At 70.0% G+C, this 23,142-nt stretch carries 24 protein-coding genes and 1 pseudogene; 12 read left to right on the top strand and 13 right to left on the bottom strand.

Translation table 11 applies throughout. The features are described from left to right. Nucleotides 1–82 precede the first annotated feature (82 nt). Nucleotides 83–1,195, top strand: a pseudogene (locus ACFW0G_RS22765) (DUF6986 family protein); the annotation flags it as partial. Between the two features lie 65 nt (nt 1,196–1,260). On the opposite strand, the gene ACFW0G_RS22760 reads toward ACFW0G_RS22765, so the two are convergent. Next, complete coding sequence (locus tag ACFW0G_RS22760; protein WP_378327365.1) at nt 1,261–2,190, bottom strand: LysR family transcriptional regulator; 930 nt, start codon at nt 2,188–2,190, stop codon at nt 1,261–1,263. A gap of 107 nt (nt 2,191–2,297) precedes the next feature. On the opposite strand from ACFW0G_RS22760, the gene ACFW0G_RS22755 reads away from it, so the two are divergent. Next, nucleotides 2,298–3,551: an MFS transporter gene (locus ACFW0G_RS22755; RefSeq protein WP_378327364.1), complete on the top strand. Its 1,254-nt coding sequence runs from the start codon at nt 2,298–2,300 to the stop codon at nt 3,549–3,551. Here ACFW0G_RS22755 and ACFW0G_RS22750 read toward each other — a convergent pair whose 3' ends face one another. Beyond that, nucleotides 3,552–3,881 (bottom strand): hypothetical protein, encoded by a 330-nt coding sequence (locus ACFW0G_RS22750; RefSeq protein ID WP_378327363.1) that lies wholly within the window; start codon nt 3,879–3,881, stop codon nt 3,552–3,554. A 348-nt stretch (nt 3,882–4,229) separates the two neighbouring features. Between ACFW0G_RS22750 and ACFW0G_RS22745 the strand changes: the two genes are divergently transcribed. From ACFW0G_RS22745 to ACFW0G_RS22715, 7 genes are all read left to right on the top strand, one after another. Then, nucleotides 4,230–4,475, top strand: coding sequence for a hypothetical protein (locus tag ACFW0G_RS22745; protein WP_378327362.1), 246 nt, complete (start codon nt 4,230–4,232; stop codon nt 4,473–4,475). 141 nt (nt 4,476–4,616) lie between these two features. Beyond that, nucleotides 4,617–5,486 (top strand): FAD binding domain-containing protein, encoded by an 870-nt coding sequence (locus ACFW0G_RS22740; protein ID WP_378327361.1) that lies wholly within the window; start codon nt 4,617–4,619, stop codon nt 5,484–5,486. Beyond that, nucleotides 5,477–5,944: a (2Fe-2S)-binding protein gene (locus ACFW0G_RS22735; protein WP_378327360.1), complete on the top strand. Its 468-nt coding sequence runs from the start codon at nt 5,477–5,479 to the stop codon at nt 5,942–5,944. The genes ACFW0G_RS22740 and ACFW0G_RS22735 overlap by 10 nt, the downstream gene beginning before the upstream one ends. Next, nucleotides 5,941–7,281, top strand: a complete 1,341-nt coding sequence (locus ACFW0G_RS22730) for an 8-oxoguanine deaminase (protein WP_378327359.1) — start codon at nt 5,941–5,943, stop codon at nt 7,279–7,281. The genes ACFW0G_RS22735 and ACFW0G_RS22730 overlap by 4 nt, the downstream gene beginning before the upstream one ends. Further along, nucleotides 7,278–9,569 carry a xanthine dehydrogenase subunit D gene (pucD, locus tag ACFW0G_RS22725; RefSeq protein ID WP_378327358.1) on the top strand — a complete coding sequence of 764 codons (2,292 nt, stop codon included), beginning with the start codon at nt 7,278–7,280 and terminating at the stop codon, nt 9,567–9,569. Before ACFW0G_RS22730 ends, pucD begins: the two co-directional genes overlap by 4 nt. A 104-nt stretch (nt 9,570–9,673) precedes the next feature. After that, on the top strand, nt 9,674–10,399 hold the full coding sequence (locus ACFW0G_RS22720) for an MgtC/SapB family protein (protein WP_378327357.1): 726 nt from the start codon (nt 9,674–9,676) through the stop codon (nt 10,397–10,399). 112 nt (nt 10,400–10,511) lie between these two features. After that, the gene (locus ACFW0G_RS22715; protein WP_378327356.1) at nt 10,512–11,525 is read left to right on the top strand and encodes an NADPH:quinone reductase; all 1,014 of its coding nucleotides are present in this window, start codon (nt 10,512–10,514) and stop codon (nt 11,523–11,525) included. 4 nt (nt 11,526–11,529) lie between these two features. On the opposite strand, the gene ACFW0G_RS22710 is transcribed toward ACFW0G_RS22715, so the two are convergent. The 4 genes from ACFW0G_RS22710 to uraD are packed head-to-tail and all read right to left on the bottom strand — an operon-like array spanning nt 11,530 to nt 13,831. Next, the gene (locus tag ACFW0G_RS22710) at nt 11,530–12,081 is read right to left on the bottom strand and encodes a TetR/AcrR family transcriptional regulator (protein ID WP_378327371.1); all 552 of its coding nucleotides are present in this window, start codon (nt 12,079–12,081) and stop codon (nt 11,530–11,532) included. A gap of 57 nt (nt 12,082–12,138) precedes the next feature. Next, nucleotides 12,139–13,014, bottom strand: coding sequence for a factor-independent urate hydroxylase (pucL, locus tag ACFW0G_RS22705; RefSeq protein ID WP_378327355.1), 876 nt, complete (start codon nt 13,012–13,014; stop codon nt 12,139–12,141). Nucleotides 13,015–13,016: 2 nt separating this feature from the next. Further along, complete coding sequence (uraH, locus tag ACFW0G_RS22700; protein WP_378327354.1) at nt 13,017–13,343, bottom strand: hydroxyisourate hydrolase; 327 nt, start codon at nt 13,341–13,343, stop codon at nt 13,017–13,019. Then, nucleotides 13,340–13,831: a 2-oxo-4-hydroxy-4-carboxy-5-ureidoimidazoline decarboxylase gene (gene uraD, locus ACFW0G_RS22695; RefSeq protein WP_378327353.1), complete on the bottom strand. Its 492-nt coding sequence runs from the start codon at nt 13,829–13,831 to the stop codon at nt 13,340–13,342. The genes uraH and uraD overlap by 4 nt, the downstream gene beginning before the upstream one ends. An 80-nt stretch (nt 13,832–13,911) precedes the next feature. Here uraD and allB point away from each other — a divergent pair, with 80 nt between their 5' ends. Then, complete coding sequence (gene allB, locus ACFW0G_RS22690) at nt 13,912–15,237, top strand: allantoinase AllB (protein WP_378327352.1); 1,326 nt, start codon at nt 13,912–13,914, stop codon at nt 15,235–15,237. A gap of 1 nt (nt 15,238) precedes the next feature. After that, nucleotides 15,239–16,258: an allantoicase gene (alc, locus tag ACFW0G_RS22685; RefSeq protein WP_378327370.1), complete on the top strand. Its 1,020-nt coding sequence runs from the start codon at nt 15,239–15,241 to the stop codon at nt 16,256–16,258. A gap of 776 nt (nt 16,259–17,034) precedes the next feature. Here the strand turns inward: alc and ACFW0G_RS22680 are convergent. The 6 genes from ACFW0G_RS22680 to ACFW0G_RS22655 form a co-directional block, all read right to left on the bottom strand. Next, on the bottom strand, nt 17,035–17,208 hold the full coding sequence (locus ACFW0G_RS22680; RefSeq protein ID WP_378327351.1) for a hypothetical protein: 174 nt from the start codon (nt 17,206–17,208) through the stop codon (nt 17,035–17,037). Between the two features lie 144 nt (nt 17,209–17,352). Continuing rightward, the gene (locus ACFW0G_RS22675; protein ID WP_378327350.1) at nt 17,353–18,108 is read right to left on the bottom strand and encodes an MBL fold metallo-hydrolase; all 756 of its coding nucleotides are present in this window, start codon (nt 18,106–18,108) and stop codon (nt 17,353–17,355) included. A 52-nt stretch (nt 18,109–18,160) separates the two neighbouring features. Continuing rightward, complete coding sequence (locus ACFW0G_RS22670; RefSeq protein WP_378327349.1) at nt 18,161–18,658, bottom strand: GNAT family N-acetyltransferase; 498 nt, start codon at nt 18,656–18,658, stop codon at nt 18,161–18,163. A gap of 9 nt (nt 18,659–18,667) precedes the next feature. Then, nucleotides 18,668–19,144, bottom strand: a complete 477-nt coding sequence (locus ACFW0G_RS22665) for a CoA-binding protein (RefSeq protein WP_378327348.1) — start codon at nt 19,142–19,144, stop codon at nt 18,668–18,670. Further along, nucleotides 19,141–20,430, bottom strand: coding sequence for an O-acetylhomoserine aminocarboxypropyltransferase/cysteine synthase family protein (locus ACFW0G_RS22660; RefSeq protein WP_378327347.1), 1,290 nt, complete (start codon nt 20,428–20,430; stop codon nt 19,141–19,143). Before ACFW0G_RS22660 ends, ACFW0G_RS22665 begins: the two co-directional genes overlap by 4 nt. A 15-nt stretch (nt 20,431–20,445) precedes the next feature. Then, nucleotides 20,446–21,972 (bottom strand): FAD-dependent oxidoreductase, encoded by a 1,527-nt coding sequence (locus ACFW0G_RS22655; RefSeq protein WP_378327346.1) that lies wholly within the window; start codon nt 21,970–21,972, stop codon nt 20,446–20,448. 90 nt (nt 21,973–22,062) lie between these two features. On the opposite strand from ACFW0G_RS22655, the gene ACFW0G_RS22650 reads away from it, so the two are divergent. Continuing rightward, a complete protein-coding gene (locus tag ACFW0G_RS22650) occupies nt 22,063–22,671 on the top strand; it encodes a TetR/AcrR family transcriptional regulator (RefSeq protein ID WP_378327345.1) in 609 nt (202 codons plus the stop codon). Here the strand turns inward: ACFW0G_RS22650 and ACFW0G_RS22645 are convergent. Continuing rightward, nucleotides 22,668–23,096: an RICIN domain-containing protein gene (locus tag ACFW0G_RS22645; RefSeq protein WP_378327344.1), complete on the bottom strand. Its 429-nt coding sequence runs from the start codon at nt 23,094–23,096 to the stop codon at nt 22,668–22,670. The two genes, ACFW0G_RS22650 and ACFW0G_RS22645, sit on opposite strands and share 4 nt — an antisense overlap. Between the last annotated feature and the right edge of the window lie 46 nt (nt 23,097–23,142).

Genomic DNA, 23,142 nt, shown 5'->3' with positions numbered 1-23,142 from the left:
CGTACGGGAACTTCTCGAATTTGTATGATCCCCCGGCGCGTACCCGTCCCGGCTTCGCGCGCACGGGGGCCCGCCGGGGGCGTACCCCGGCGAGGCGCCGGGGCGTCAGCCGGTCCACACGGTGTACGTCCCGGCGTCGCAGTACCGCGCCCGGTTGGTCGCGGACTGGGGCAAGCAGGCCATGCGCGTGTTCGTCGAACAGGGCGAACTCCTCGGCCTGGCCCCGGAAATCGCCGACCGGGTGCGGGAAAAGCTGCTCACTGAGCCGATCGAGGACCTGCGGATCGACTTCGAGGACGGCTACGGCCGGGTGCCCGACGACGTCGAAGACGCGGCGGCGCTCGCGGCAGGGCGGACTCTGGCCACCACCGGCGGGACGCCGTTCGTCGGGATCCGGTTCAAGAGCTTCGAAGCCGCGACGCGACGGCGCGGAATCCGGACGCTGGACCTGTTCCTGTCCGGGCTGCTTGAGAACGGACCGTTGCCGCCTGGTTTCGTGGTGACGTTGCCGAAGGTGACCGCCGTCGAGCAGGTCTCGGTGGCGGCGGACGTCATGGCGAGCCTGGAATCCGCGTACGGCCTTGCCGAGGGGACGTTGCGGTTCGAGGTCCAGATCGAGACGTCTCAGTCCATTGTGGACACCGATGGCACGGTGGCGGTCCCGCGGATCATCCGTGCCGCCGCGGGCCGGTGTTCGGGGCTGCACTACGGGACGTACGACTACAGCGCCGGGCTCGGGATCAGCGCCGCGTACCAGAGCATGGACCACCCGGCGGCCGATTTCGCCAAGCAGGTCATGCAGGTCTCGGCGGCGGGCACCGGGGTCCGGTTGTCCGACGGCTCGACCAACCGTCTGCCGATCGGCGACGCGCTTCCCTCGGCGTGGGCCGAACACCAGCGACTGGTGCGCCGATCGCTGGAACGTGGGTTCTACCAGGGCTGGGACCTGCACCCGCATCAGCTCCCGACGCGCTACGCGGCGACGTACGCCTTCTTCCGCGAAGGCTTCCTCGCAGCCGTGACGCGGCTTCGCGACTACGTCGACAAGGTCGACAGCGGCGTCCTCGACGAGCCCGCCACCGCGCAGGCCCTGGCGTCGTATCTCTTGCGGGGCTTGGATTGCGGAGCCCTGGCCGCGTCCGAACTCCCCTTCGACCGCGCCACCCTCGACCGCTACGCCCGCCGCGTGAGCTGACGTCGCAAGTCCGTGAATGCCACATTGAGGGACTCAGAGTCCCTCAATGTGGCATTCACGGACCTTCACCGGGCCCAGTCGGGGACCCAGGCGTCGGCAGCGGACGTCGCCTGGTGCCGGGAGTGGAGGTAGTCGAGGAAGCTCGCCAGGACGGGGTGGGGGTTGTCCGCTCGCCAGACGACCCGGAGCGGGTAGACCAGGACCGGGTCGACGATCGGGACGCGGCGCAGGTCGTAGCTTTCCGGCCAGAGATAGCGCGTCCCCTCGCCGATGAACGTGGCGCGCGAGGGTGACGTGGCGATCTCGGCGAGACGCGTCTCGATCCCGAAGACCGGCCCGGTCATGTCGATCGTGAGCCCGAACGCCTTCGCCAGATCCTCGTAGTAGCCGATCGGCTCATCGGTCATCCCGGGCATCCAGATCGGGTGCCCGGCGAGTTCGGCAGGGGTCACGGCCGAGAGGCCCGCCAGCGGATGCCGGGGGCCGACCAGGATTTCGTGCCGGTCGTCGATGACACGCGCCGACCGCAGCCCGGCCGGAGCCCTGAGCCCGAAGTCCCGCAGGGAACGGAAGGTGGCGTCGATGGTGCCCGCGCTGACCTCGGCCAGCGCCGTCGGGGCGTCGGAGCTGGTCAGGGCGACGACATCCAGCTCGATGTCCGGATGTTCCTGGTAGAAAGCGCGCAACACGGTGGAAGGCGCGACACGACGGCTGACGACGTCGACCCGCAACGCCCGGCGCCCCGGAGTCACGGCCGCGGTGGCGCGCTCGGCGGCGCGCAGAAGCTCACGGGCGTGGGGGAGCAGCGCCTGCCCGTCGACGGTGAGGCGCGCGCCCCTGGCCGTCCGCACGAAGAGTTGGACGCCGAGTTCCCGTTCGAGGTTGGCGACTCGCCGCGACGCCGCTTGCTGGGTGACTTCCAGTTCGTCGGCGGCGGCTTGGAACTGGCCCGTGTCAGCGACGGCGAGGAAGGTACGAACCGCGACGAGATCCACGGAGAGAACGTAGCGCCACAACGTTCTGTTGTGACACGCCGCTCGATCCGTTGTTGGTGCCATCGCCCGCCGATCGGCTTCCCTTTCCCCGGAAACAGGGGGTGGACATGGGCCGGGCGTTCGGGTGGTTGTGGGCCGCGTACGCGGTCAGCGCGTACGGGACCGGGCTCGGGTTCGGCGCGTTCTCGGTCGTCGCGATCGTGGTGCTGCACGCGGGCTCGGCGGAGGTCGCGGCGTTGTCGTCGTCCGGGCTCCTGATCGGGGCGTTGCTGGCGGTCCCGCTCGGGCCGTGGATGGAGTTCCGTGCCAAACGGCCGGTCATGATCGTGACGGACGTCGTCCGCTTCGCGGCGTTGGCGACCCTGCCGCTCGCCTACTGGCTGGACGTGTTGTCCTTCGCGCAGCTTCTGGTGATCTCCGTCGTCACCGCGGCGGCGAAGATCGCGTTCACCGCCGCCGGCGGCGCGTATCTCAAGACGATCGTCCCCGCCGACAGGCTTCTGGTGGCCACCAGCCGGTTCGAGTCCACCACCTGGTCGGCCACGGTCGTCGGACCGCCCGTGGGCGGCGCCGTCATCGGGCTGCTGGGGCCGGTGGCGACCGTGGTCATCGACGCGGTGAGTTACCTTCTCTCGGCGCTCGGCATCATCGCGATCAGGCAACCCGAGCAGCCCGCGCCGCCGAAGACGTCGACGCGTCGGTGGAGCGACATCGTCGAGGGCTGGCGGTACATCCTCGCCCACGACACGCTGCGCCGGCTGTTCCTGAACACCATGCTGGTCAACGGGTTCATCATGGCCGGTGAGCCGCTGTTGTCGGTGCTGATGCTCTCCCACCTGGGATTCGGAGTCTGGGAGTACGGGCTGGCGTTCGCCGTTCCGTGCATCGGCGGCCTGATCGGCTCACGGCTCGCCCGCCGCGTCGTCGCGCGCTGGGGTGAACAACGGGTGCTGCGGGTCTTCGGCACGCTGCGCGCCTGCTGGCCGCTGGGACTCGCGTTCATTCAGCCGGGCGTGGCCGGGCTGGGGATCGTGATGGTCACCGAGTTCGGGCTGATCGTCTGCGCGAGCCTCTTCAGCTCCGTCTCGTCCGCCTACCGGTTGAACCACACCGAAACCGACCGGCGCGCCCGGGTGCTCACCGCGTGGTCGATCAGCACCAGCACGAGCATCGCGGTGCTCACCATGTCGTGGGGTCTCCTGGCCCAGCTCACCGGGCCGCGAGCGGCCCTCGCGCTGGCCGGGATCCTGTTGCTGGGCACGCCTTTCCTGCTGCGACGCCGGTCGACGCCGAACGTGCCCGGCGTTCGACCCGGGAAAAGGCAGAGGGGGCGCCAGGAGAGACGCCCCCTCAAGTGCTGATCACCCGGCTTTGTCCTGGTGGTGTACCGACAACGCGACGAACGCCAGCATGGCGAGCTGGCCTCCGATCGTTCCCGCCGTCGCCCACGTCGGAAAGGTCGCGGGGACCACTTCCAGGGTGAGCACGGGACCGAGGACGGCCCCGAGCACGACCAGCGCGTCGAGAATCGTGACGAGCAGTCGTCGGGTCTGGCTCGACGGCACCGCCATCTCCGCCTTCACCTCGGACGTCTCGATCCTGACGCGTGCGAACCGGGTCGGTGTGTCTTCCCGGTCCGTCCTTACTCCCTGGGGCGTGGACTCCTCCGCGCCCGCGATTTCGGTACCCATGCGTCGTACCCTTTCCCACTGTTTCGCCGGGTCAACGGCCTGATGTCAGCCATCGAGCCCGGCGATCTCGCCGGCAACCGGACGGTGCGGCGCCCCCGCGTCGCAGCAGTCGTCCGGTCTTGCCCTCGCACGGGGAAGTGAGTGGTCGCACTTCCGTGGCGCCGTCGCATGGAAACGGTCCTGTGTCAGGGCTTTGCCCGCTCGGGAGGAACGGACCGGCTGAACTCTACGGTCAGCCTGGACAAGATCACAACCCATCGCGCACATATTCGCTGCAAAAAATGTGGAGAAACCGTGGTTGATCTGCCACGATGAGGCTGCGGCACGCTGTCGCAGGGAAGGAGCGGCATGACCTCCGCCGAGAAGACCGAGACCGGGCGTCCCGCCGCCGTCGAACGCGTCAACGTCGCGCTGATCGCCGAGGCGGCCGGCGCGCTGGGCAAGCTTCAGGAGCGCACCGGCCTGAAAAAGGTCGACCTGGTCAACCGGGCGCTGCTGATCTACGAGTTCGTCGACGCCGAACTGCGGGCGGGCAACCAGGTCCTGGTGCGCGATCCGGACGGGCGGGACCAGCTGGTCAAGATCTTCATGTGACTGTCCCGGCCTGCCGGGCTTTGGAGGAAAGCACAAAGAAGACGGCCGTTCTCCGGGGTCAGGTTTTGTACTCCGGCACTGTTGGCGCTGTGCCGCTACTTGGCGTCTACTGGAGCATCGACCCTGTGAAGGAGCTCCAGCGTGGATTTCCTGCGGCCCGCTTCCCTCGCCGACGCACTGGCCGCGAAGGCCGGACATCCCGACGCGGTGCCCATCGCGGGCGGCACGGACGTCATGGTGGAACTCAATTTCGACCACCGGCGCCCGGCTGCGTTGCTGGATCTGAACCGCGTTCCCGAACTGGCCGACTGGTCCACTTCGGACGGCCAGGTCCGGCTCGGCGCGGGCGTCCCGTACACCCGCGTGATCACTGAGCTGGGTGAATTGCTGCCCGGTTTGGCGATGGCGTCGCGGACCGTCGGATCGCCGCAGATCCGCAACCGGGGCACGGTCGGCGGCAACCTCGGCGCCGCTTCGCCCGCCGGGGACACGCATCCCGTGCTGCTCGCGCTCGGCGGCCGGGTCGAAGTCGCCTCCGTGCGGGGGAAACGGACGTTGGCCGCCGAGGACTTCTATCGCGGGGTCAAACGCAACGCGCTCGAACCGGACGAGCTGATCACGGCGATCCTCCTGCCCGCGGCGGCGGGTCCGCAGCAGTTCGCCAAGGTCGGGACACGCAACGCGATGGTCATCGCGGTCTGCTCGTTCGCGCTGTCCCTGCGGCCCGATCGGGCGGAGGCCGGCGCCGCGATCGGCTCCGCCGCACCGACTCCGTGCCGGGCGCGGGCGGCCGAAAGGTTCCTCGAAGCGGAGCTGGCCTGGACGTCGCGGGCGCCGCTGACGGACTCCGTGAAACGCCGTTTCGGCGAGCTGGTGGCCGAGGCCGCCTCGCCGATCGACGACGTCCGCGGCAGCGCCGCGTATCGCAGGCACGCATTGTCGGTCATGGCCCGGCGCACGCTGGGCTGGGCCTGGGACGAGTTACGGGGGAGTGAACGCTGGTGCGCGTGAACGTGACGGTCAACGGCGAGCGGCGGCAGGCCGACGACGTGTGGGAGGGTGAGAGCCTGCTCTACGTGCTGCGCGAGCGGCTCGGCCTCCCCGGCTCGAAGAACGCTTGTGAACAGGGCGAATGCGGCTCCTGCACGGTGTATCTCGACGACGTGCCGGTGTGTTCGTGCCTGGTCGCGGCCGGGCAGGCCGAGGGCCGCGAGGTGCGCACGGTCGAGGGACTCGCCGACGGCGGCACCCTGCACCCGGTCCAGCAGTCCTTTGTGGACGCCGGGGCGGTGCAGTGCGGGTTTTGCACACCGGGTCTGGTGGTAGCCGCACACGACCTGCTGAACCGGGTGCCGGAGCCGAGCGACGAGGAGATCCGCGAGGCGCTGGCCGGGAACCTGTGCCGCTGCACCGGGTACGAGAAGATCCTCGACGCGGTGCGGCTCGCCGCGAAGGGAAGTGTCGCATGAGGACGGTCATCGAGAACGCCGCGATCGCCACGGTCACCGGTCCCGAGTACGACAAGGGCCACGTCGTCATCGAGGACGAGCGCATCGCCGCCGTCGGTGCGGGCGCGGGTCCCGCCGAGGCCGACCGGCGTGTCGACGCCTCGGGCTGCCTGGTCACGCCCGGCCTGATCAACACCCACCACCACCTCTACCAGTGGGCCACCCGCGGGATGGCCGCCGACCACACGCTGTTCGAATGGCTCACCGCGCTCTACCCGGTCTGGGGGAACCTCGACGCCGCGATCACGCACACGGCCGCCACCGCCGGGCTCGCGCGGCTGGCCACGACCGGCTGCACCACCGTCGCCGACCACCACTACGTCTTCCCCCGCGACGCGGGCGACCAGGTCGAGGCGCTCGCCTCCGCGCGCGAGCGGATCGGCGTGCGGCTGCACGTCGTGCGTGGCTCGATGGATCGCGGTGAATCGCAGGGTGGGCTGCCGCCGGACAACCTCGTCGAGGAGACCGAGGCCGCGTTGCTCGGTACCGAGGACGCCATCGACCGCTTCCACGACACGTCCCCGAACGCGCACGTCCGGATCGCCGCGGGCCCGTGTTCGCCGTTCACCGTCACCGAGCCGTTGATGACCGGAGCTGCGGAGCTGGCTCGCCGCAAGCAGGTCCGGCTGCACACGCATCTCGCGGAGACCGTCGACGAGGAACGGCAGTGCCTCGAAGAGAACGGCTGCACCCCTGCCGAGTACGCCGACAAGCTCGGCTGGCTCGGCGGCGACGTCTGGCTCGCGCACACCATCCACCTCGCCCCCGAGGCCATCCGCCGCCTCGGCGCCACCGGGACCGGGGCGGGCCACTGCCCGACGTCGAACGGCCGCATCGGCGCCGGGATCGCGCCCGTGCGCGAGCTTCTCGACGCGGGAGTGGCGGTCGGGCTCGGGGCGGACGGCGCGGCGTCCAACGAGTCCGGCGGGCTGGGCGAGGAGCTGCACCAGGCGCTGTTGCAGGCGAGGCAACGCGGCGGGCCGCGTGCGCTGACCACGCGCGAGGCGTTGTGGATGGGCACGATGGGCGGGGCGCGCTGCCTCGGGCGGGAACGCGAACTCGGCTCGATCGAGCAGGGCAAACTCGCGGATCTCGTGGTGTGGGACCTGAACGGGCTGCACTACGCGGGCATCGAAGACCCGGTGGCCGCGCTGGTACTGGGCACGACGCCACCGGTGCGGCGGCTGTTCGTCGGCGGGCGCCAGGTGGTGAGCGACGGCCTGCTCGACCACGCCGACGAGCCGTCGATCGCCCGCGAACTCGCCGCGGCGAGCGCCCGGCTGCGGGAACGGCGATGACCACCACGGAGGCGGCGGCCGGGACCGCGAGCGGGGTCGGTGCCAGCCCGCAGCGGCCCGACGGCGTCGGCAAGGTCCGCGGCGAGTTCGCCTACGCGTCCGACCTGTGGCACGAGGACATGCTGTGGGGCGCGACGCTGCGCAGCCCGCATCCGTACGCGCGCATCACCGGCATCGACATCGCGGAAGCACTTGCGGTGCCTGGGGTTTACGCCGTGCTGACGCACGAGGACGTTCCTGGCGTGAATCGCTACGGCCTCGAACACGCCGACCAGCCGGTGCTCGCCGACGACGTCGTGCGCTACCAGGGCGAGCCGGTCGCGCTCGTCGCCGCCGACCACCCGGAGACCGCGCGCCGCGCGATCGCCCGGATCTCCGTGACCTACGACGTGCTGGCCCCGGTGACCGACGCCGAATCCGCCGCCGCCGGGGAAGGGGCACGGCTGCACGCGGACGGGAACGTGGTGCGGCACATGAAGGTCCGGCGCGGCGAGCAGGACGCGCAAGCCGACGTCGTCGTCTCCGGCGTCTATGAGGTCGGCATGCAGGACCAGGCCTTCCTGGGCCCGGAGTCGGGGCTTGCCGTGCCGGACACCGAAGGCGGCATCGACCTTTACGTGGCGACGCAGTGGTTGCACGTCGATCAGCAGCAGATCGTCGCGGCGCTGGGCCTGCCGGTGGAGAAGGTGCGGCTCACGCTCGGCGGGGTCGGCGGCGCGTTCGGCGGCAGGGAAGACCTCTCGATGCAGGTGCACGCCTGTCTGCTGGCGTTGCACACCGGCAAGCCGGTCAAGATGGTCTACAACCGCGAGGAATCCTTCTACGGCCACGTCCACCGCCATCCGGCGAAGCTGTACTACGAGCACGGCGCGGATCGCGACGGGCGTCTGGTGTACGTCAAGGCGCGCATCTACCTCGACGGCGGCGCGTACGCGTCCTCGACCGGCGCGGTGGTGGCGAACGCGGCGACACTCGGCATCGGACCGTACACAGTGGACAACGTGACGGTCGATTGCTGGGGTGTCTACACGAACAACCCGCCGTGTGGCGCGATGCGCGGGTTCGGCGCGGTGCAGGCGGCGTTCGGCTACGAGTCCCAAATGGACAGACTGGCCGAAGCCTGCGGCCTCGACCCGGTCGAACTCCGCGTCCGCAACGCGATGAGCGAGGGCTCGACCATGCCGACCGGGCAGATCGTCGACTCGGCCGCGCCGGTCGCGGAGCTGCTGGACCGGGTACGGGCGATGCCGATGCCTGCCGGGAACGAGGAATTCGACCTGCGGCGGCTGCCCGGTGGTGTCTCGAACACGACTCACGGCGAGGGCGTCGTGCGCGGGGTCGGTTACGCGGTGGGTATCAAGAACGTCTGTTTCTCCGAAGGGTTCGACGACTATTCGACCGCGCGGGTGCGGCTGGAACTCGTCGGCGGGGAACCGGCCGCGACCGTGCACACCGCCGCGGCCGAGGTCGGCCAGGGGCTCGTCACGGTGATGCAGCAGATCGTCCGGACCGAACTCGGCGTCGAGCGGGTGACGATCCTGCCGATGGACACGTCGATCGGCAGCGGCGGCTCGACGTCGGCGTCCCGGCAGACCTACGTCACCGGCGGCGCGGTGCGGGCCGCGTGCACGGCCGTGCGGGGCAAGCTGACCGGGCACGCGCGGGAAGTCCTTGGCGTGGCGGGAAAGCTGCGGCTCGCCGGAGGGAAGGTCGTCGCGGCGGACGGCCGGGTCCTTGCCGATCTGCCCGAGGTGCTGGCGGACGTGGCGTTCGATGAGACGGTGGAGTGGCGGCACCGGCCCACCGCGGCGGTCGATCCCGAGACCGGGCAGGGCACCGCGCACGTCCAGTACGCGTTCGCCGCGCACCGCGCGGTGGTCGACGTCGACATCGAACTCGGGCTGGTCAAGGTCGTCGCGCTGGACTGCGCGCAGGACGTCGGCAAGGCGCTCAACCCGCAGGCCGTGCTCGGCCAGATCCAGGGCGGCTCCGCGCAGGGCCTCGGGCTCGCGGTGATGGAGGAGATCCAGATCGACGGCGGCAGGATCCGCAACCCGTCGTTCACCGACTACCTGATCCCGACCGTGCTGGACATGCCGCCGATGACGATCGACGTGCTGGAGCGCCCTGACCCGCACGCGCCCTACGGGTTGCGCGGGGTCGGGGAACCGCCGACGATCTCCTCGACACCCGCGATCGTCGCGGCGATCCGCGCGGCGACCGGTCTCGCGCTCACCCGCGTTCCCGTGCGGCCGGAGCATCTCACCGGAACGGGGAACACACGGTGAACGTACGGTCAATTACTTGTGCAAGTATTTGACTGTGTGATCGGGGTGCGGTCTACTGGGCGCGCTGTCCCCGGGGCGCTACTCCGAGATCGAAGGCCGTGTGCATGACCACTGTGGAAATGGTGCTGCGGCTGGGGACCGGGGTGGGCCTCGGCGTCGTCATCGGCGTCGAACGGCAGTACCGCGCACGGATGGCGGGCCTGCGCACGAACGCGCTCGTCGCGGCGGGTGCGACGCTGTTCGTGCTGCTCTCGTCCTATGGTTTCGGCGGGCTCGCGGGGACGGCGGACCCGACGCGGGTCGCCGCGCAGATCGTGTCCGGTATCGGCTTTCTCGGCGCGGGCGTCATCCTGCGGGACGGGCTTTCGATCCGCGGCCTGAACACCGCCGCGACGTTGTGGTGCTCGGCGGCCGTCGGTTCGCTGGCCGGAGCGGGGCTGTACTCGGTAGCCGTGGCCGGGACGGTCGTGGTCGTCGCGGTCAACCTGGCCTTGCGCCCGCTGGGCCGGGCGATCGACCGCAGGCCGGAATCCGGCGACGAAACGCCGTCCGTCTACGACTTCCGCGCGGTGACCCGGGACGATTCCGAGGCTCACGTGCGCGCGTTGCTGGTCCAGGCGCTCGGCCGGACCGACTTCCGGCTCGCCTCGGTGCAGAGCAGCAACACCGAGACCGAAGGGCTCGTCGAGGTGCGGGCCGAGCTGTCGGCGGAGCAGCGGGACGACAAGCAGATGGAGTCGGCGGTGAGCAGGCTTTCGCTGGAGCCGTCGGTCACCAGCGTGCGCTGGGACGTTCGCAGCGAGGCCCCGGAACCCAAGAACGGCGAGTAGCGCGACGTTCCGTGAAGGCCTCCTTCACAACCCTGAGCGCCGGTAAGGAGGCCTTCACGGCCTGGGGAATACGCCGATGATCATGCCGGTTGGCGGAAGTGTGGTGGGTGCGATGAAGGCCGTCGTCAGGACGGCCGCAGGTGGTCCCGAGGTTTTCGAGCTGGTCGAACGTCCGGTGCCCGAGCCGGGGCCGGGCGAGGTCCGGGTGCGAGTGCACGTCTCCGGCGTCAACCCCACGGACTGGCGGAGCCGTCAGCGTGAGCTGCCCGCCGGGATCACCGAACAGGTGCCGCATCAGGACGGCGCCGGGGTGATCGACGCCGTCGGCCCGGACGTCGACGCGGACCGGATCGGGCAGCGCGTGTGGATCTGGGAAGCCGCGTGGCAGCGGGCCTGGGGCACGGCGCAGCAGTACACGCTCGTCCCCGACCGGCAAGCCGTCGCCCTGCCTGACCACGCTTCGTTCGAACTCGGCGCTTCCGCCGGGATCCCGGCCCTGACCGCGCATCGCGCGCTGACGGTCGCCGACGGTGGACCGGGCCGGATCGCACCGGGCGCCCTGCGCGACACCACCGTCCTGGTCGCGGGCGGTGCGGGCGCGGTCGGCAACGCGGCCATCCAGCTCGCCCGCTGGGCGGGCGCGCGGGTGATCACCACGGTCAGCGGGCCCGCCAAGGCCACGCTGGCCCGCGCGGCGGGCGCGGATCACGTGATCGACTACCGCGCGCGAGACGCCGTCACGGAGATCCGGGCCGTCGCGCCGCAGGGTGTGGACATCATCGTGGAGGTCGCGCCCGCCGCCAACGCCGCGCTCGACGTCGCGGTCACCGCGCCGGGCGCCGTCATCGCCTTCTACTCGGGCAACGCCGGGGAACCGCTTTCCGTGCCGGTGCTCGAAACGCTTCCGTCGAACCTGCGCTGGCAGGGGGTTTTCGTCTACACCGTCCCGGCGATGGCGAAGGAGCACGCGGTCGCCGATGTCACGGCGGCGATGGCTGCGGGCGCCTTGCGAGTCGGGGAAGAGGCCGGATTGCCGCTCCATCGCTTCCCGCTGGGTCGGCTCGCGGACGCGCACAGCGCCGTCGAACAGGGCGTCGTCGGGAAGGCCCTCGTCACCGTCCCCTGACGGCTCATGCCTCGGCGAGGAGACGGCGCGCGACGTCCACGACGGCGGAGCCTGCGATCGCGATGGGTTCGGTGCTGCGCAGCGAGCGGCTCAGCACGAACGCGCCTTCGAGGCTGGTGACCAGCGTCATCGTCAACGTCCGCGCGGCGTCCTCGCCCAGCCCGAACTGCCCGAACCGCTCGGTGCCCGCCTTGAGCCACGCCTCGAACACGTCCGCCGTCGCGATCCGCAGCTGTTCGTTGGTGCTGGCCACTTCCAGCGCCACGGTCGCGATGGGGCAGGCGTCGGCGTAGCCGGTCTCGCGCAGCGTGGCCGCGGCGCCCGCGAAGGCCGCCTCGATGCCGCTGACCAGGTCCGGCGCCGGTTCGAGGAAGATTTCGAGCACCTGGATGTACATCATCCCGGAGGTGCGGATGACCTCCTCGCCGAGCTGCTCCTTCCCGCCGGGGAAGAAGTGGTACAACGAGCCGAACGGGGCGTTCGCGGCCTCGACGATCTGCTTCACGCCGGTGCCGGTGTACCCGTTGCGCCGGAACAACTCCGCGCCGGCGGCCATGATGCGGTCCTTGGTCCCTGCCACCCGCTCAGGATACGCCCACGCTAGAGCGGTCTATCAACTCCAGGCTGGGCCGGGGTCTTCGGCGTCGTCGCGCAGCACCGTGCCCTCGATGAGCCCATACGGCCGATCCGCGGCGTAGAAGACCTCGTTGTCGTTCGTCAGCCCGAACGGGGCCAGATCGACCAGGAAGTGGTGCTTGTTCGGCAGGGAAAGCCGGATCTCGGCCACTTCGGGACGTGCGCGCAGCGCGGCCTCGCCCATCGCGTACAACGTCTGCTGGAGTGACAGGCTGTGCTTGGTCGCGAACGTCTCCAGCATGACCCGCCGGATCTCCTCGTGCGCCGCCGCCCAGTCGATCCCGTCGTTCTGATAACGCCAGCGCGCGGTGACGGCGGTGGCGAGGATGCGGTCGTCGGTCTCGGCGAGCGTCGTGTACTGGTCGCGGGGGAAGCCGTGGAACTCCGAGCCGGTGGATTTCAGCACGACGAGACCGTCCACACCGGACACCACCCACGCGCGGCCGTCTTCCACGGTGACCGTCGTGGTGCGGCTTTCCCCGCCGGAGCGGGTGAACGCGTGGTCATGTCCGGTGTTGCCGACAGGGATGCGGTCCCAGCCGTGTTCGGCGATGGCGATACGCGCGCCCGTGATCTTCTCGGTTGTCGCGACGAAATGCCGGGCCAGCCGCAGCGCGAAGTCCTCGATCTCGCCGACCGGCTGCTGCTTCGCGAAGGCGTAGACGGTGTTCTTCTGCGTGTCGGTGGCGAGGACGGCCGAGTTGTCGCCGGTCAGATGCGTCGCGGCCAGGTCGCCGCGCAGGGCCGTCGACACGGTGAGGTCCTTGAGGTGGTGCACCGGCCCGTCCCGGCGCACCGTGACCAGCCGGACCTCGGCCTTGCCGTACTGGTTGGGGCCCAGCGAGACGGCCACGATCAGCTCCCTCGGTAGGTCGAGTACGCGTACGGGCTCAGCAGCAGTGGCACGTGGTGATGCGCCGAACCGTCGGCGACCCGGAAGGCGATCGTCACCTCGGGGAAGAACGCGTCCTGGCCGAGGTAGGCGCCGGTCTCGAAGAGCAGCCGATAGGTCCCGGGCGCGAGGGTGTCCGGGCCCAGTTCGCGGACGCGACCGTCGTCGTCGGTGCGGCCCTCGGCGACGGGGCTCCAGCCCGCGACGTCGTGGTGTTCCAGCCGGACGGCGATCCCTATGGCCGGGCTGCCCGCCGCCGTGTCGAGGACGTGCGTGGTGATGAGACTCAAGACGTCACCGCCTTTTCCAGCCGTAGCCTGCCGATTTTCGCGAGTTCCTCGCCCGCTTTGCGGAGTTCGGTTTCGGGGTCGTTGCGGAGCCGGTGCACGAGGTCGGTCAGCAGCTCCTCGCCGTCACGGCCGTTCGCGCACACCAGGTAGACGTGGCCGAACCTGGCCTTGTATTCGGCGTTGGCGCCCGCGAACGCCTCCGCGGCCGCGTCGTCCACACCGGACTGTTCCGAACGGGACCATTCGGCCGCGTCGCCGTTTTTCGCGGGTTTCTCACCGATGCGGGGATGCGCGGACATCGCGTCGCGGATCTCGCCCGGCATCAGGGGTGTCACCTGGTCGGCGGCCGCGAACAACGCGGCGAGATCGGGGTACGGCCTGCCCGCGAGCAGTGTGTCCACCCAGCGGGGTACCGCCAAACAGGCGGTCAGCAGCGGCCGGACCCGGGCGGCGTCGGCGGTGTTGAACGCGGCGAGGTCGGTCGGCACGGAACCGACGTTAGCAGGCTCGGGCTTGATCGGCGTGCCATTCTGGACCGGGAAAACCCGTGCGGGGAAGGGATTCGCGGATGGAGCTGGTGGTACGCGCGGCGCGGGCGATCACCGAGGACGGCGAGGTCGCCGCGAGCATCGGTGTCGATGGCGGCCGGATCGTCGCGCTCGAACCCTTCGACGCGCCGCTGGACGGCGATCGGGTGCTGGGCCTCGGCCCGGACGTCGTGCTGCTGCCCGGCCTGGTCGACACGCATGTGCACGTCAACGATCCCGGCCGCGCCGAATGGGAGGGCTTCGAGACGGCGACGCGGGCCGCGGCGGCGGGCGGGGTCACCACGATTGTCGACATGCCGCTCAACAGTCTTCCGCCCACGGTCGACGTCGCGGCGCTGGAGGTGAAGCGCCGGGCCGCGGCGGGACGGGTGCACGTCGACGTCGGGTTCTGGGGCGGTGCCATCCCCGGTAACCGCGCCGAGCTGCGAGGGCTGCACGAGGCCGGAGTGTTCGGGTTCAAGTGTTTTCTCCTGCATTCCGGCGTCGACGAGTTCCCGCCGCTGGACGCGCGCGGGCTGGCTTCGGCGATGGGGGAGCTGGCCTCGCTTGGCGCGTTGACGATCGTGCACGCCGAGGACGCGCACGAGATCGACAGCGCCCCGGAACCACACGGGCCGGAGTACGCGGACTTCCTGCGCTCGCGCCCGCGCGTCGCGGAGAACACGGCGATCTCGCAGGTCATCGAGGAGGCTCGCCGGGCGGGGGCGCGGGCGCACATCCTCCATCTGTCCTCTTCGGACGCTTTGGCCCTGCTTGCCTCCGCGCGGTCCGCGGGTGTCGCGGTGAGTGCGGAGACGTGCCCGCACTACCTGACCTTCACCGCGGAGGAGATTCGCGACGGCGCCACGCAGTTCAAATGCTGTCCGCCGATCCGTGAGGCGGCCAATCGGGAGCGGCTGTGGCAGGGGCTCGCGGACGGCGTGATCGACTGCGTGGTGAGTGATCATTCGCCGTGCACGCCGGAGCTGAAATGCTTCGACAGCAGGGATTTCGGGCTGGCGTGGGGCGGGATCTCCAGCCTGCAGCTCGGGTTGCCCGCGGTGTGGACGCAGGCACGGCAACGCGGGTTCACGCTCACGGACGTCGTTCGCTGGATGGCCGCGCGTCCCGCGGCGCAGGCAGGCATGCGGCGCAAGGGACGGCTGGCCGTGGGCTGCGACGCCGATTTCTGCGTGTTCGCACCGGATGAGGCCTTTGTCGTGGACGTCGCGAAACTGGAGCACCGCAACCCGGTGAGCGCCTACCACGGGCGTCCGCTGGCCGGCGTGGTGCGGAGTACCTGGCTGCGCGGGGCCTCGGTCGGCGAGGAACCGCGTGGGATGCTGCTGGAACGTGGGAACTGCTGACCTGGAGGCGAACGTGCCGTACGACCGTCCGGAATGGACAGCTCAGCCGGATCTGGCCTCGCGCCGCTTCGGCGGGACCGTGATGTGGGCGACCGACGAGTTGTTCGCCGAGAAGGAGAACCTGGTCAACCCGTGGAAACCGGAGCATCGGCCGGAAACCTTCGGGCCGCGGGGCCAGGTGTACGACGGCTGGGAGACCCGGCGGCACCGCTCGCCGGGCGACGACCAGGCCGTGCTGCGGCTGGGGCTGGCCGGCGTGGTCTCCGGCGTCGTCGTCGACACGGCGTTCTTCAAGGGGAACTATCCGCCGTTCGTCTCCGTCGAGGCCTGCGCTGTCCCTGGGTACCCGTCCGCTGCCGAACTGTCCGAAGTGGACTGGGACACCCTGGTGGACCGGGCGCCCGCCGAAGGACACACGGAGAACCTCTTCGCTGTGGGTGGTACCCGGCGCTACACGCACGTCCGGCTGACCATGCACCCGGACGGCGGCGTCGCGCGGCTGCGGGTGCACGGCTCGCCGGTGCCGGATCCGGCGCTGCTGGACCCCGGCGCGCTGGACCTGGCGGCGCTGGAGAACGGCGCCGAGTGCACCGGCTGCAGCAACATGTTCTACTCGTCGCCGAGCAACCTGTTCTCACCCGGCTTTGCCGCACACCAGGCCGAAGGCTGGGAAACCGCGCGCCGCCGCGACGACGGCAACGACTGGGTGACCGTGCGCCTCGCGGGCGCCGGCGTCGTCCGCTTCGTCGACCTGGACACGAGCAACCTCAAGGGCAACGCCCCCGGCTGGGCCGCACTGAGCGGCCGCGACGGCGACGGCCCCTGGCAACCGGTGCTGCCGAAGACCCGCCTGCAACCCGACACCCGCCACCGCTTCGCCGTTCCCGGCTCGCCCGAGATCACCGAAGCCCGCCTCGACATCTACCCGGACGGCGGCCTCGCCCGCCTCCGCCTCCACGGCGACCTCACCCCCCAAGGCCGCGCCACCCTGGAAACCCGCTACCGCGACACCACTTCCTGACCCCCCTCGCGCCTAACCCCCTCCCCCACCCTCCCCAAGGGGGGCAGCCCTGCAACAGTCTATCGCCCCGGTACGACAAAATCCCGGCGATCGGACGTGGGGCCGGGGATTGTCCACATGCGACCTGTGCTGTGGATGGCTCCGGAAACCCTTACGGGACAAGGAAATCTCGATGCCCGGGCGGGCGGGGTGTCGCGAGCGGTCCGTTCGTGCGCTTGGTGTCCGTGAATGCCACATTGAGGGACTCAGAGTCCCTCAATGTGGCATTCACGGACCGTGCCGGGCAAGGGTGGCGGTGATTGCTGTGAAGGACTCCTTACCGGTGTTGAGCGCTGGTAAGGGGTCCCTCACAGCACGTCCGCCGGTGGAGGCTGTGTCCCGAACGACGCGCTGGAGACGTTGATCGTCCCGAACGACGCGTTCGGGACATGCTCGGCCGACCCATGTCCCGAACGACGCATTCGCGGCATCCGGGCTGGCGCACCACCGCCGAGGGACACCCATCCCGCATCCGCGGTGACGCGAACGAATCGCCGCTACCCGCGGGCACGTCGACTGCCGGTAAGGCCACCTTGCAGGCGTCAGACGCCCGCAAGGTGGACTTACCGGCACAGCAGACCGGGGCAGCGGCGGCAAAACGGTCACCTGGGGCAGGTGTGCTGAAGGGCGCTTTCAGTGCATCCAGCGCACTGAAAGCGCCCTTCAGCGCGCCGAACGCACCGAAGGCGTCCTTCAGCACAAGCCGGGGCAGCACACGCCGCGCGGGGGAAAGCAGGTCAGCGGGCGCCGGGGCGGTTGAGGTAGGCCGAGGCGATGGAGAGGACGAAGGCGACGCCGACGATCGCGCTGACCCACCACGGGCCGCCGATCACGAGGTTCCACACGAACGCCGCCGCCATCAGCACGGCCGCGATGATGTTCCGGACCTGCAGCCCGCTCGGTTTCGCCATGTCCCGAGCCTCTCACACGCGCCGGGACGGCTGATCACCACGCGGCGCGCTCGGCGGTTAGAGTTTCTACGCGCCGGGCCGCCGTCACCACGCGCTGGGCTGCCCGCGACCATGCGGCGCGGGCACCGAGCCCAGCGCGGCCGGTTACCACACGGCGCGTTCGCCGGGGTCGAGCAGCCGCAGCCGGTCCGCCAACCCCGCCGCCGCGAACGCGGAAGCCATGTCCGAGGGGCCTTCGCTGAAGTGTTCCCACCCACGCAGATGCAGCGGGACCACCACGTCGGCCGCCAGGATCCGGGTGGCTTCGACGGCGTCGAGACTGGTCAGCGTCAGGGGAGCGCCGTCGAACAACGCTGTCCGCGCCGCGCCGCCGAAGAGCACGGCGAACTCCACCGGCCCGGCGATGCCCGCGATCTCGCGCACGACGTCCAGTGACGCGTTGTCGCCGCTCACGTACACCGTCGGCAGATCCTCGCCGCGCAGCAGGAAGCCGATCACCTGGCCGGTCACAGGCTCCGCGCCGGGCGGGCCGTGCAACGCCGGGACGGCGACGACCTCGACCGCGCCGACCCGCGCGGATTCCCACGGCTTCAGGCCGCGCGCGACGCCGCCCAGTCGCGACGCCCCGCCGGTGGTCGTGAAGGTCACCGGCACGGAAGCCAGGAACTCCCGGCCTGCCGGGTCGAGGTTGTCGGCATGCTCGTCGTGCGAGAGCAGCACCGCGTCGATGCGGCCCACCTCGGACGCGCCGAGCGCGGGCTCTTCGGTCTTGGTCAGCGGACGGCCGGGCGCACCGCCCTGCACGCCGGGGCCGCTGAACGTCGGATCGGTGAGGAACCGGGCGCCGCCCAGCTCGAGAACGGCGGTCGGCCCGCCGACGAAGGTCACAGCAAAGGTCACGTGCAGCGACAACACCGCGAGCGCCGGAGAACTTCCCGGCGACGAGACCCGCTCAGCAGGCCCGTGAGTATTCGACCTGGTCGATCAGGTTGCCCGCGCCGTAGTCGAAGAGACGTGTCTCCCCGGACTCGCTGAAGCCGCACTTACGGTAGAAGCGGCGAGACTGCGGAGTGTCGCGCCACGTCCACAGATGCACCTGGGCGAAGCCGTCGTCGGACAGGCGCCGCAACGTCTCGGTCATCAACGCGGCGGCGATGCCACTGCCCCAGCCGTCGGGGTGGCCGTAGAAGCTGGAGATCTCGGCGAAACCCGGCCGTTCCGAAGACGGGAGCGAATAGGACAACGCCATCGGACGCCCGTCGAGTTCGCCGAGCAACAGCGTTCCCGCGCCTTCGGCGATCCGTGCGTGCCAGCGACCTCGCCTGCTCCGGAGGGCTTGCTCGGCGAACTCCGGATCGAAGGACGGCGCGTACGCCACCTTCCACGCCGCAGTGTGGATCTCACCGAGCACGTCGCCGTCGTCCGGTCCGGCCTCCCGAATCTCGATCATCCGGTCACCCTAGGGCGCCGACTGCCGTCGCGAGCTGATCACCCCGGTGTTGAACCCGGCCAGGTGCAGTCCACCGGCGAAGCGAGCGTGCTCGATCTTCACACACCTGTTCATCACAACGTCCAAACCGGACTCACGGCCTCGCGCTGCGACGTCCTCGTGCCACAGCCCGAGCTGGAGCCACAACGTCCGCGCGCCGACGTCGATGACTTCTTCGGCCACCTGCGGCAGGTCGTCGTGCTTGCGGAACACGCTGACCAGGTCCACCTCGCCCGGGACGTCCTTCAGCGACGGGTACACCGGCCGTCCGAGCAGCGTGTCCAGCCGCGGGTTCACAAAGTTGACCTCGTAGCGCGTCGAGGACAGCAGGTACGTCGCGACGAAGTAGCTCGGCCTGGCCGGATTCGCGGACGCTCCGACCAGAGTCACCGACTTGGTCCGCCCCAGGATGCGCCGCCGTTCGACGGCCGAGACGTCGTACGTCATCCGGCCACCGCCTTGTCCAGCGCCTGGTCGAGATCCCAGAGGATGTCTTCGACGTCCTCCAGCCCGATCGACAACCGGATCAGGTCCGGCCTGACCCCCGCGGCCCGCAGCTGCTCGTCCGACAGCTGTGCGTGCGTGGTCGACGCCGGATGGATCACCAGCGTCCGCGCGTCGCCGACGTTGGCCAGATGGGAAAGCAGCTCGACCGACTCGACGAACTTCTCGCCCGCCGCGCGCCCGCCCCGGACCCCGAAGGAGAACACCGCGCCGGGCCCGAGCGGCAGGTATCGCTGGGCGAGCGAGTGGTGCGGATGTCCGGGCAGTCCGGCATAGCCGACCCACTCGACGCGGTCGTCGAGTTCCAGGTATTCGGCGACCGCGCTGGCGTTGGCCACGTGCGCGTCCATCCGCTGCGGCAGGGTCTCGACGCCTTGCAGCAGAAGGAAAGCCGAATGCGGCGAGAGCACTGCTCCGATATCGCGCAACTGCTCCGCTCGCAGCCGCGTGCAGAAAGCGTATTCGCCGAAGTTCTCCCAGTACTTCAGACCGCCGTAGCTGTCGACGACCTCGGTCATCCGGGGGAACTTTCCGTTGCCCCAGTTGAACTTCCCGGATTCCACGACGATCCCGCCGAGCGTGGTGCCGTGCCCGCCGAGGAACTTCGTCGCCGAGTGCAGCACGATGTCGGCGCCGTGTTCGATCGGACGGCACAGGTACGGCGTCGCGAGTGTCGCGTCCACCACGAGCGGAATGTCGTGTGAGTGCGCGAGATCGGCCAGCCCGGCGATGTCGGCGATCGCACCGCTCGGATTACCGACGACCTCGGTGTAGAGCAGCCGCGTCCTGTCGGTGATCGCCGCCGCGTAGTCCTCGACGCGGTCACCGCTCACGAATGTCGTCTCGACGCCGAAGCGTGCCAACGTCCCGGTGAGCTGCGTGACCGTCCCGCCGTAGAGCCCGCTCGCGGACACGATGTGGTCACCGGCCTCGGCGAGCGCGGAGAACGTCAGGAACTCCGCGGCCTGCCCGCTGCCGGTCGCGACGCCGCCGATCGCGCCTTCGAGGCTGGCGATCCGCTCCTCGAACGCGGCCACGGTCGGATTGCCGATGCGGCTGTAGACATTGCCGTACTTCTGCAACGCGAACAGATTCGCCGCGTCCGTGGCGTCCTCGAACACGAAACTGGTCGTCTGGTAGATCGGCACGGCGCGGGCACCGGTCGCCGGATCAGGGGTGCCGCCCGCGTGCAGCGCGCGGGTCCGGAAGCCCCACGTACGTTCGCTCATCGAGCGCCACGGTACTCAGCGTTCCAGGTCGTGGCCATCGATTCCCAGCCGGTGGACCGCGGCGAGATAGTCCGGCACCGCCGAGACGTCACCGGCATCGGAGATCAGCGCGACATAGCCGTCGGGACGGATCAACACGAGGGTGCGGTCGGTCGCGCCGTAGGCGTCGGCGAGGTGGCCTTCGGTGTCGGCGATGTCGCCGGGACCGGTCGGTTGCCCGACGACCTGGAGGGTCTTGAGGTCGAACGAAGAGGCTTCGACCGCAGGTGTGGCCCCGAAGCTCAGCAAGGTGAAGCGCCCGCCGCGCGTCATCTCGAACAGCCGGTGTTCGCCGTCCACTGTCGTCAGCTTGGTCGCATCGGGGGCGCGGTCACCGGCGCGGAGCGAGGCAGTCTCGTCGCGGTCGTCGCGCGCCAGGGCAGAGCCGCGATAATTCACGCGGAGCTGCATCGTGTTCGCATCGCGGCGGACGGGGATGGCCTTCTTCTCGATCGTCTGCCTCAGGCGGGCGTCCGAGAGCGCGAGCACGCCCGCCGCGACTGGCCGCCGCTCGGCTTCGTAGCTGTCGAGCAACGTCGGCGAGGCGCCGCTGGCGACCGCCGCGAACTTCCAGCCGAGGTTGTGCGAGTCCTGGATGCCGGTGTTCATCCCCTGTCCGCCGGCGGGGGAGTGGATGTGCGCCGCGTCGCCGGCGAGGAACACGCGACCCTCGCGATAACGGTCGACGAGGCGGACGTTGGCGCGCCACAACGACGACCACTCCGGCTCGTGGAGGCGGATGCCGGTGCGGCCGCTCCGCCGATCGAAGATCGTCTGCATGTTCGCGAGGCTGAGTTCGGGGTTCTGTCCCGGCCCGATGCTGGCCTGGTACTGGAAGGCGTTGGTCGAGGGCAGCGGGCAGAGGGTGATGAGGCCCTCGTCGCACAGCCACATGTGCCAGGCGTCGCGATCGAGGCCGTCGACCTCGACGTCGGCGACGATCATCCGCACCTCCTCGCGGGTCTCGCCCTCGAAAGCGATACCGGCCTGCTTGCGGACGATGCTGTGGCCGCCGTCGCAGCCGACCAGCCAGCGCGCGGTGACCGTCTCCGCCTCGCCGCCCTTGACGATCACCGCCGACACACCCTCGTCCGACTGCTCGAAGCTCTCGAACGCACTGCCGAACTCCACCGCTCCGCCGAACTCCGCCAGCCGCAGCCTCAGCGCTTCCTCGATCCGCCACTCGGGTGTGATCAGGCTTGCCGCATAAGGAATGTCGGGGCGATGCTCCAGCGTCTCGCCGCCGCTCGTCGTCACCTGGCCATCGGGAGCGGTCGACCGGATCGGCATCGCCATCCGGCCGTGGGCGAGCACGCGATCGACGATGCCGAGATCGTCGAACACCTCAAGGGTGCGTGGCTGGACGCCCTTGCCGCGCGAGCCGGGTCGCGGGCCGGGGGCGGCCTCGATCAGCCGGAACGAGACGCCGCCGCGGGCGAGTTCGCAGGCCAGCGTCAGCCCGGTCGGACCGGCGCCGACGATCAACACCGTGGTCTCTGGCATCTTCTCGTCCCCCTCTGTAAGAGTTGAATCCATCTCTTATGAGAGTAGAGGGGGTCGATAAGGAATGCAAACCTTCCTTATGATGGGGCCATGACCCCACCTGACGACGCGCCCTCCCGCCAACGCCGTCGCGGACCCGAACTCGAGGCCGCGCTGCTGGACGCGGCCTGGGACGAGCTGGTCGAAGCCGGCTTCGCAAAGCTGACCATGGAGTCCGTCGCCTCCCGTGCCGGCACCGGCGTCGCCGTGCTGTACCGCCGCTGGGCCAACAAGGACGAGCTCGTGCTCGCCGCGCTGGAGCACTACCGGGACAGTCACCCGGTCGACGTCCCCGACACCGGCTCCCTGCGCGGCGACCTCCTCGAAGCACTGACCGGCATGGGGCAGGCTCGCGCCGCCTTCTTCGCCATCGCCGTGGCCGCGGTCGTCTCGGGACTACTGGCCGGAGCCGGGCTCACTCCCACCAAGGTGCGCGACCGGATCATCGGCGACCAACGGCTGGTGCGCGTCCGGACCATCTACCAGCGTGCCCATGACCGCGGCGAGATCGACCTGGAACGGATCCCCGCCGCGGTGCTCGCCCTGCCGTTCGACCTCGTGCGTCACGACCTGCTCATGGACCTCAAACCCGTGAAGCCCGCACGCATCCGGTCGATCCTCGATGAGATCTTCCTGCCCCTCGTCCGACATTATGTCTAGTCGTCGACGTCCCAGGTCTGCTCCTGGCCCTTCGCGGCGTCGCAGGGTTCGGCGGTGACCTTCTTGAAGTCGTAGGACAAACAGGTGTGGCTGCTCGCGTTCTCGAGAAGCCCCTTCGAACGGCCCTCGCCGCGCAATGTCCAGCGCTGCGCGGGCGCGCCGTCGCAGGCGCTGGTGTACACCGACCTGCCGTTGCGGCCCACTTCGAGACAGTGTTTCGAGGCGACGTCCTCGAACACCATGCTGCCCGAGACGCGCCACTGGTGCTTCGGGTCGCAGCGGTAGGTGTCGACGAGGCCGCCGTCCTCGCCGAGGCAGTAGCCGGTGTGGGCGTGCTTGAGCTGATACGGCGGATCGGCCGAGGCCGTGCCGGAGAACGACATGGTGGCGAGCAGGACCGCTGGGACCAGCACACGCGCACGCATCGACGGACACTCCTCACAGTGGTGACAGGTTCACTCTCTGCCTACC

Source organism: Amycolatopsis sp. NPDC058986, from assembly GCF_042741125.1.
Taxonomy (GTDB): Bacteria; Actinomycetota; Actinomycetes; order Mycobacteriales; family Pseudonocardiaceae; genus Amycolatopsis.
This window is presented reverse-complemented; position numbering and strand designations above follow the sequence as displayed.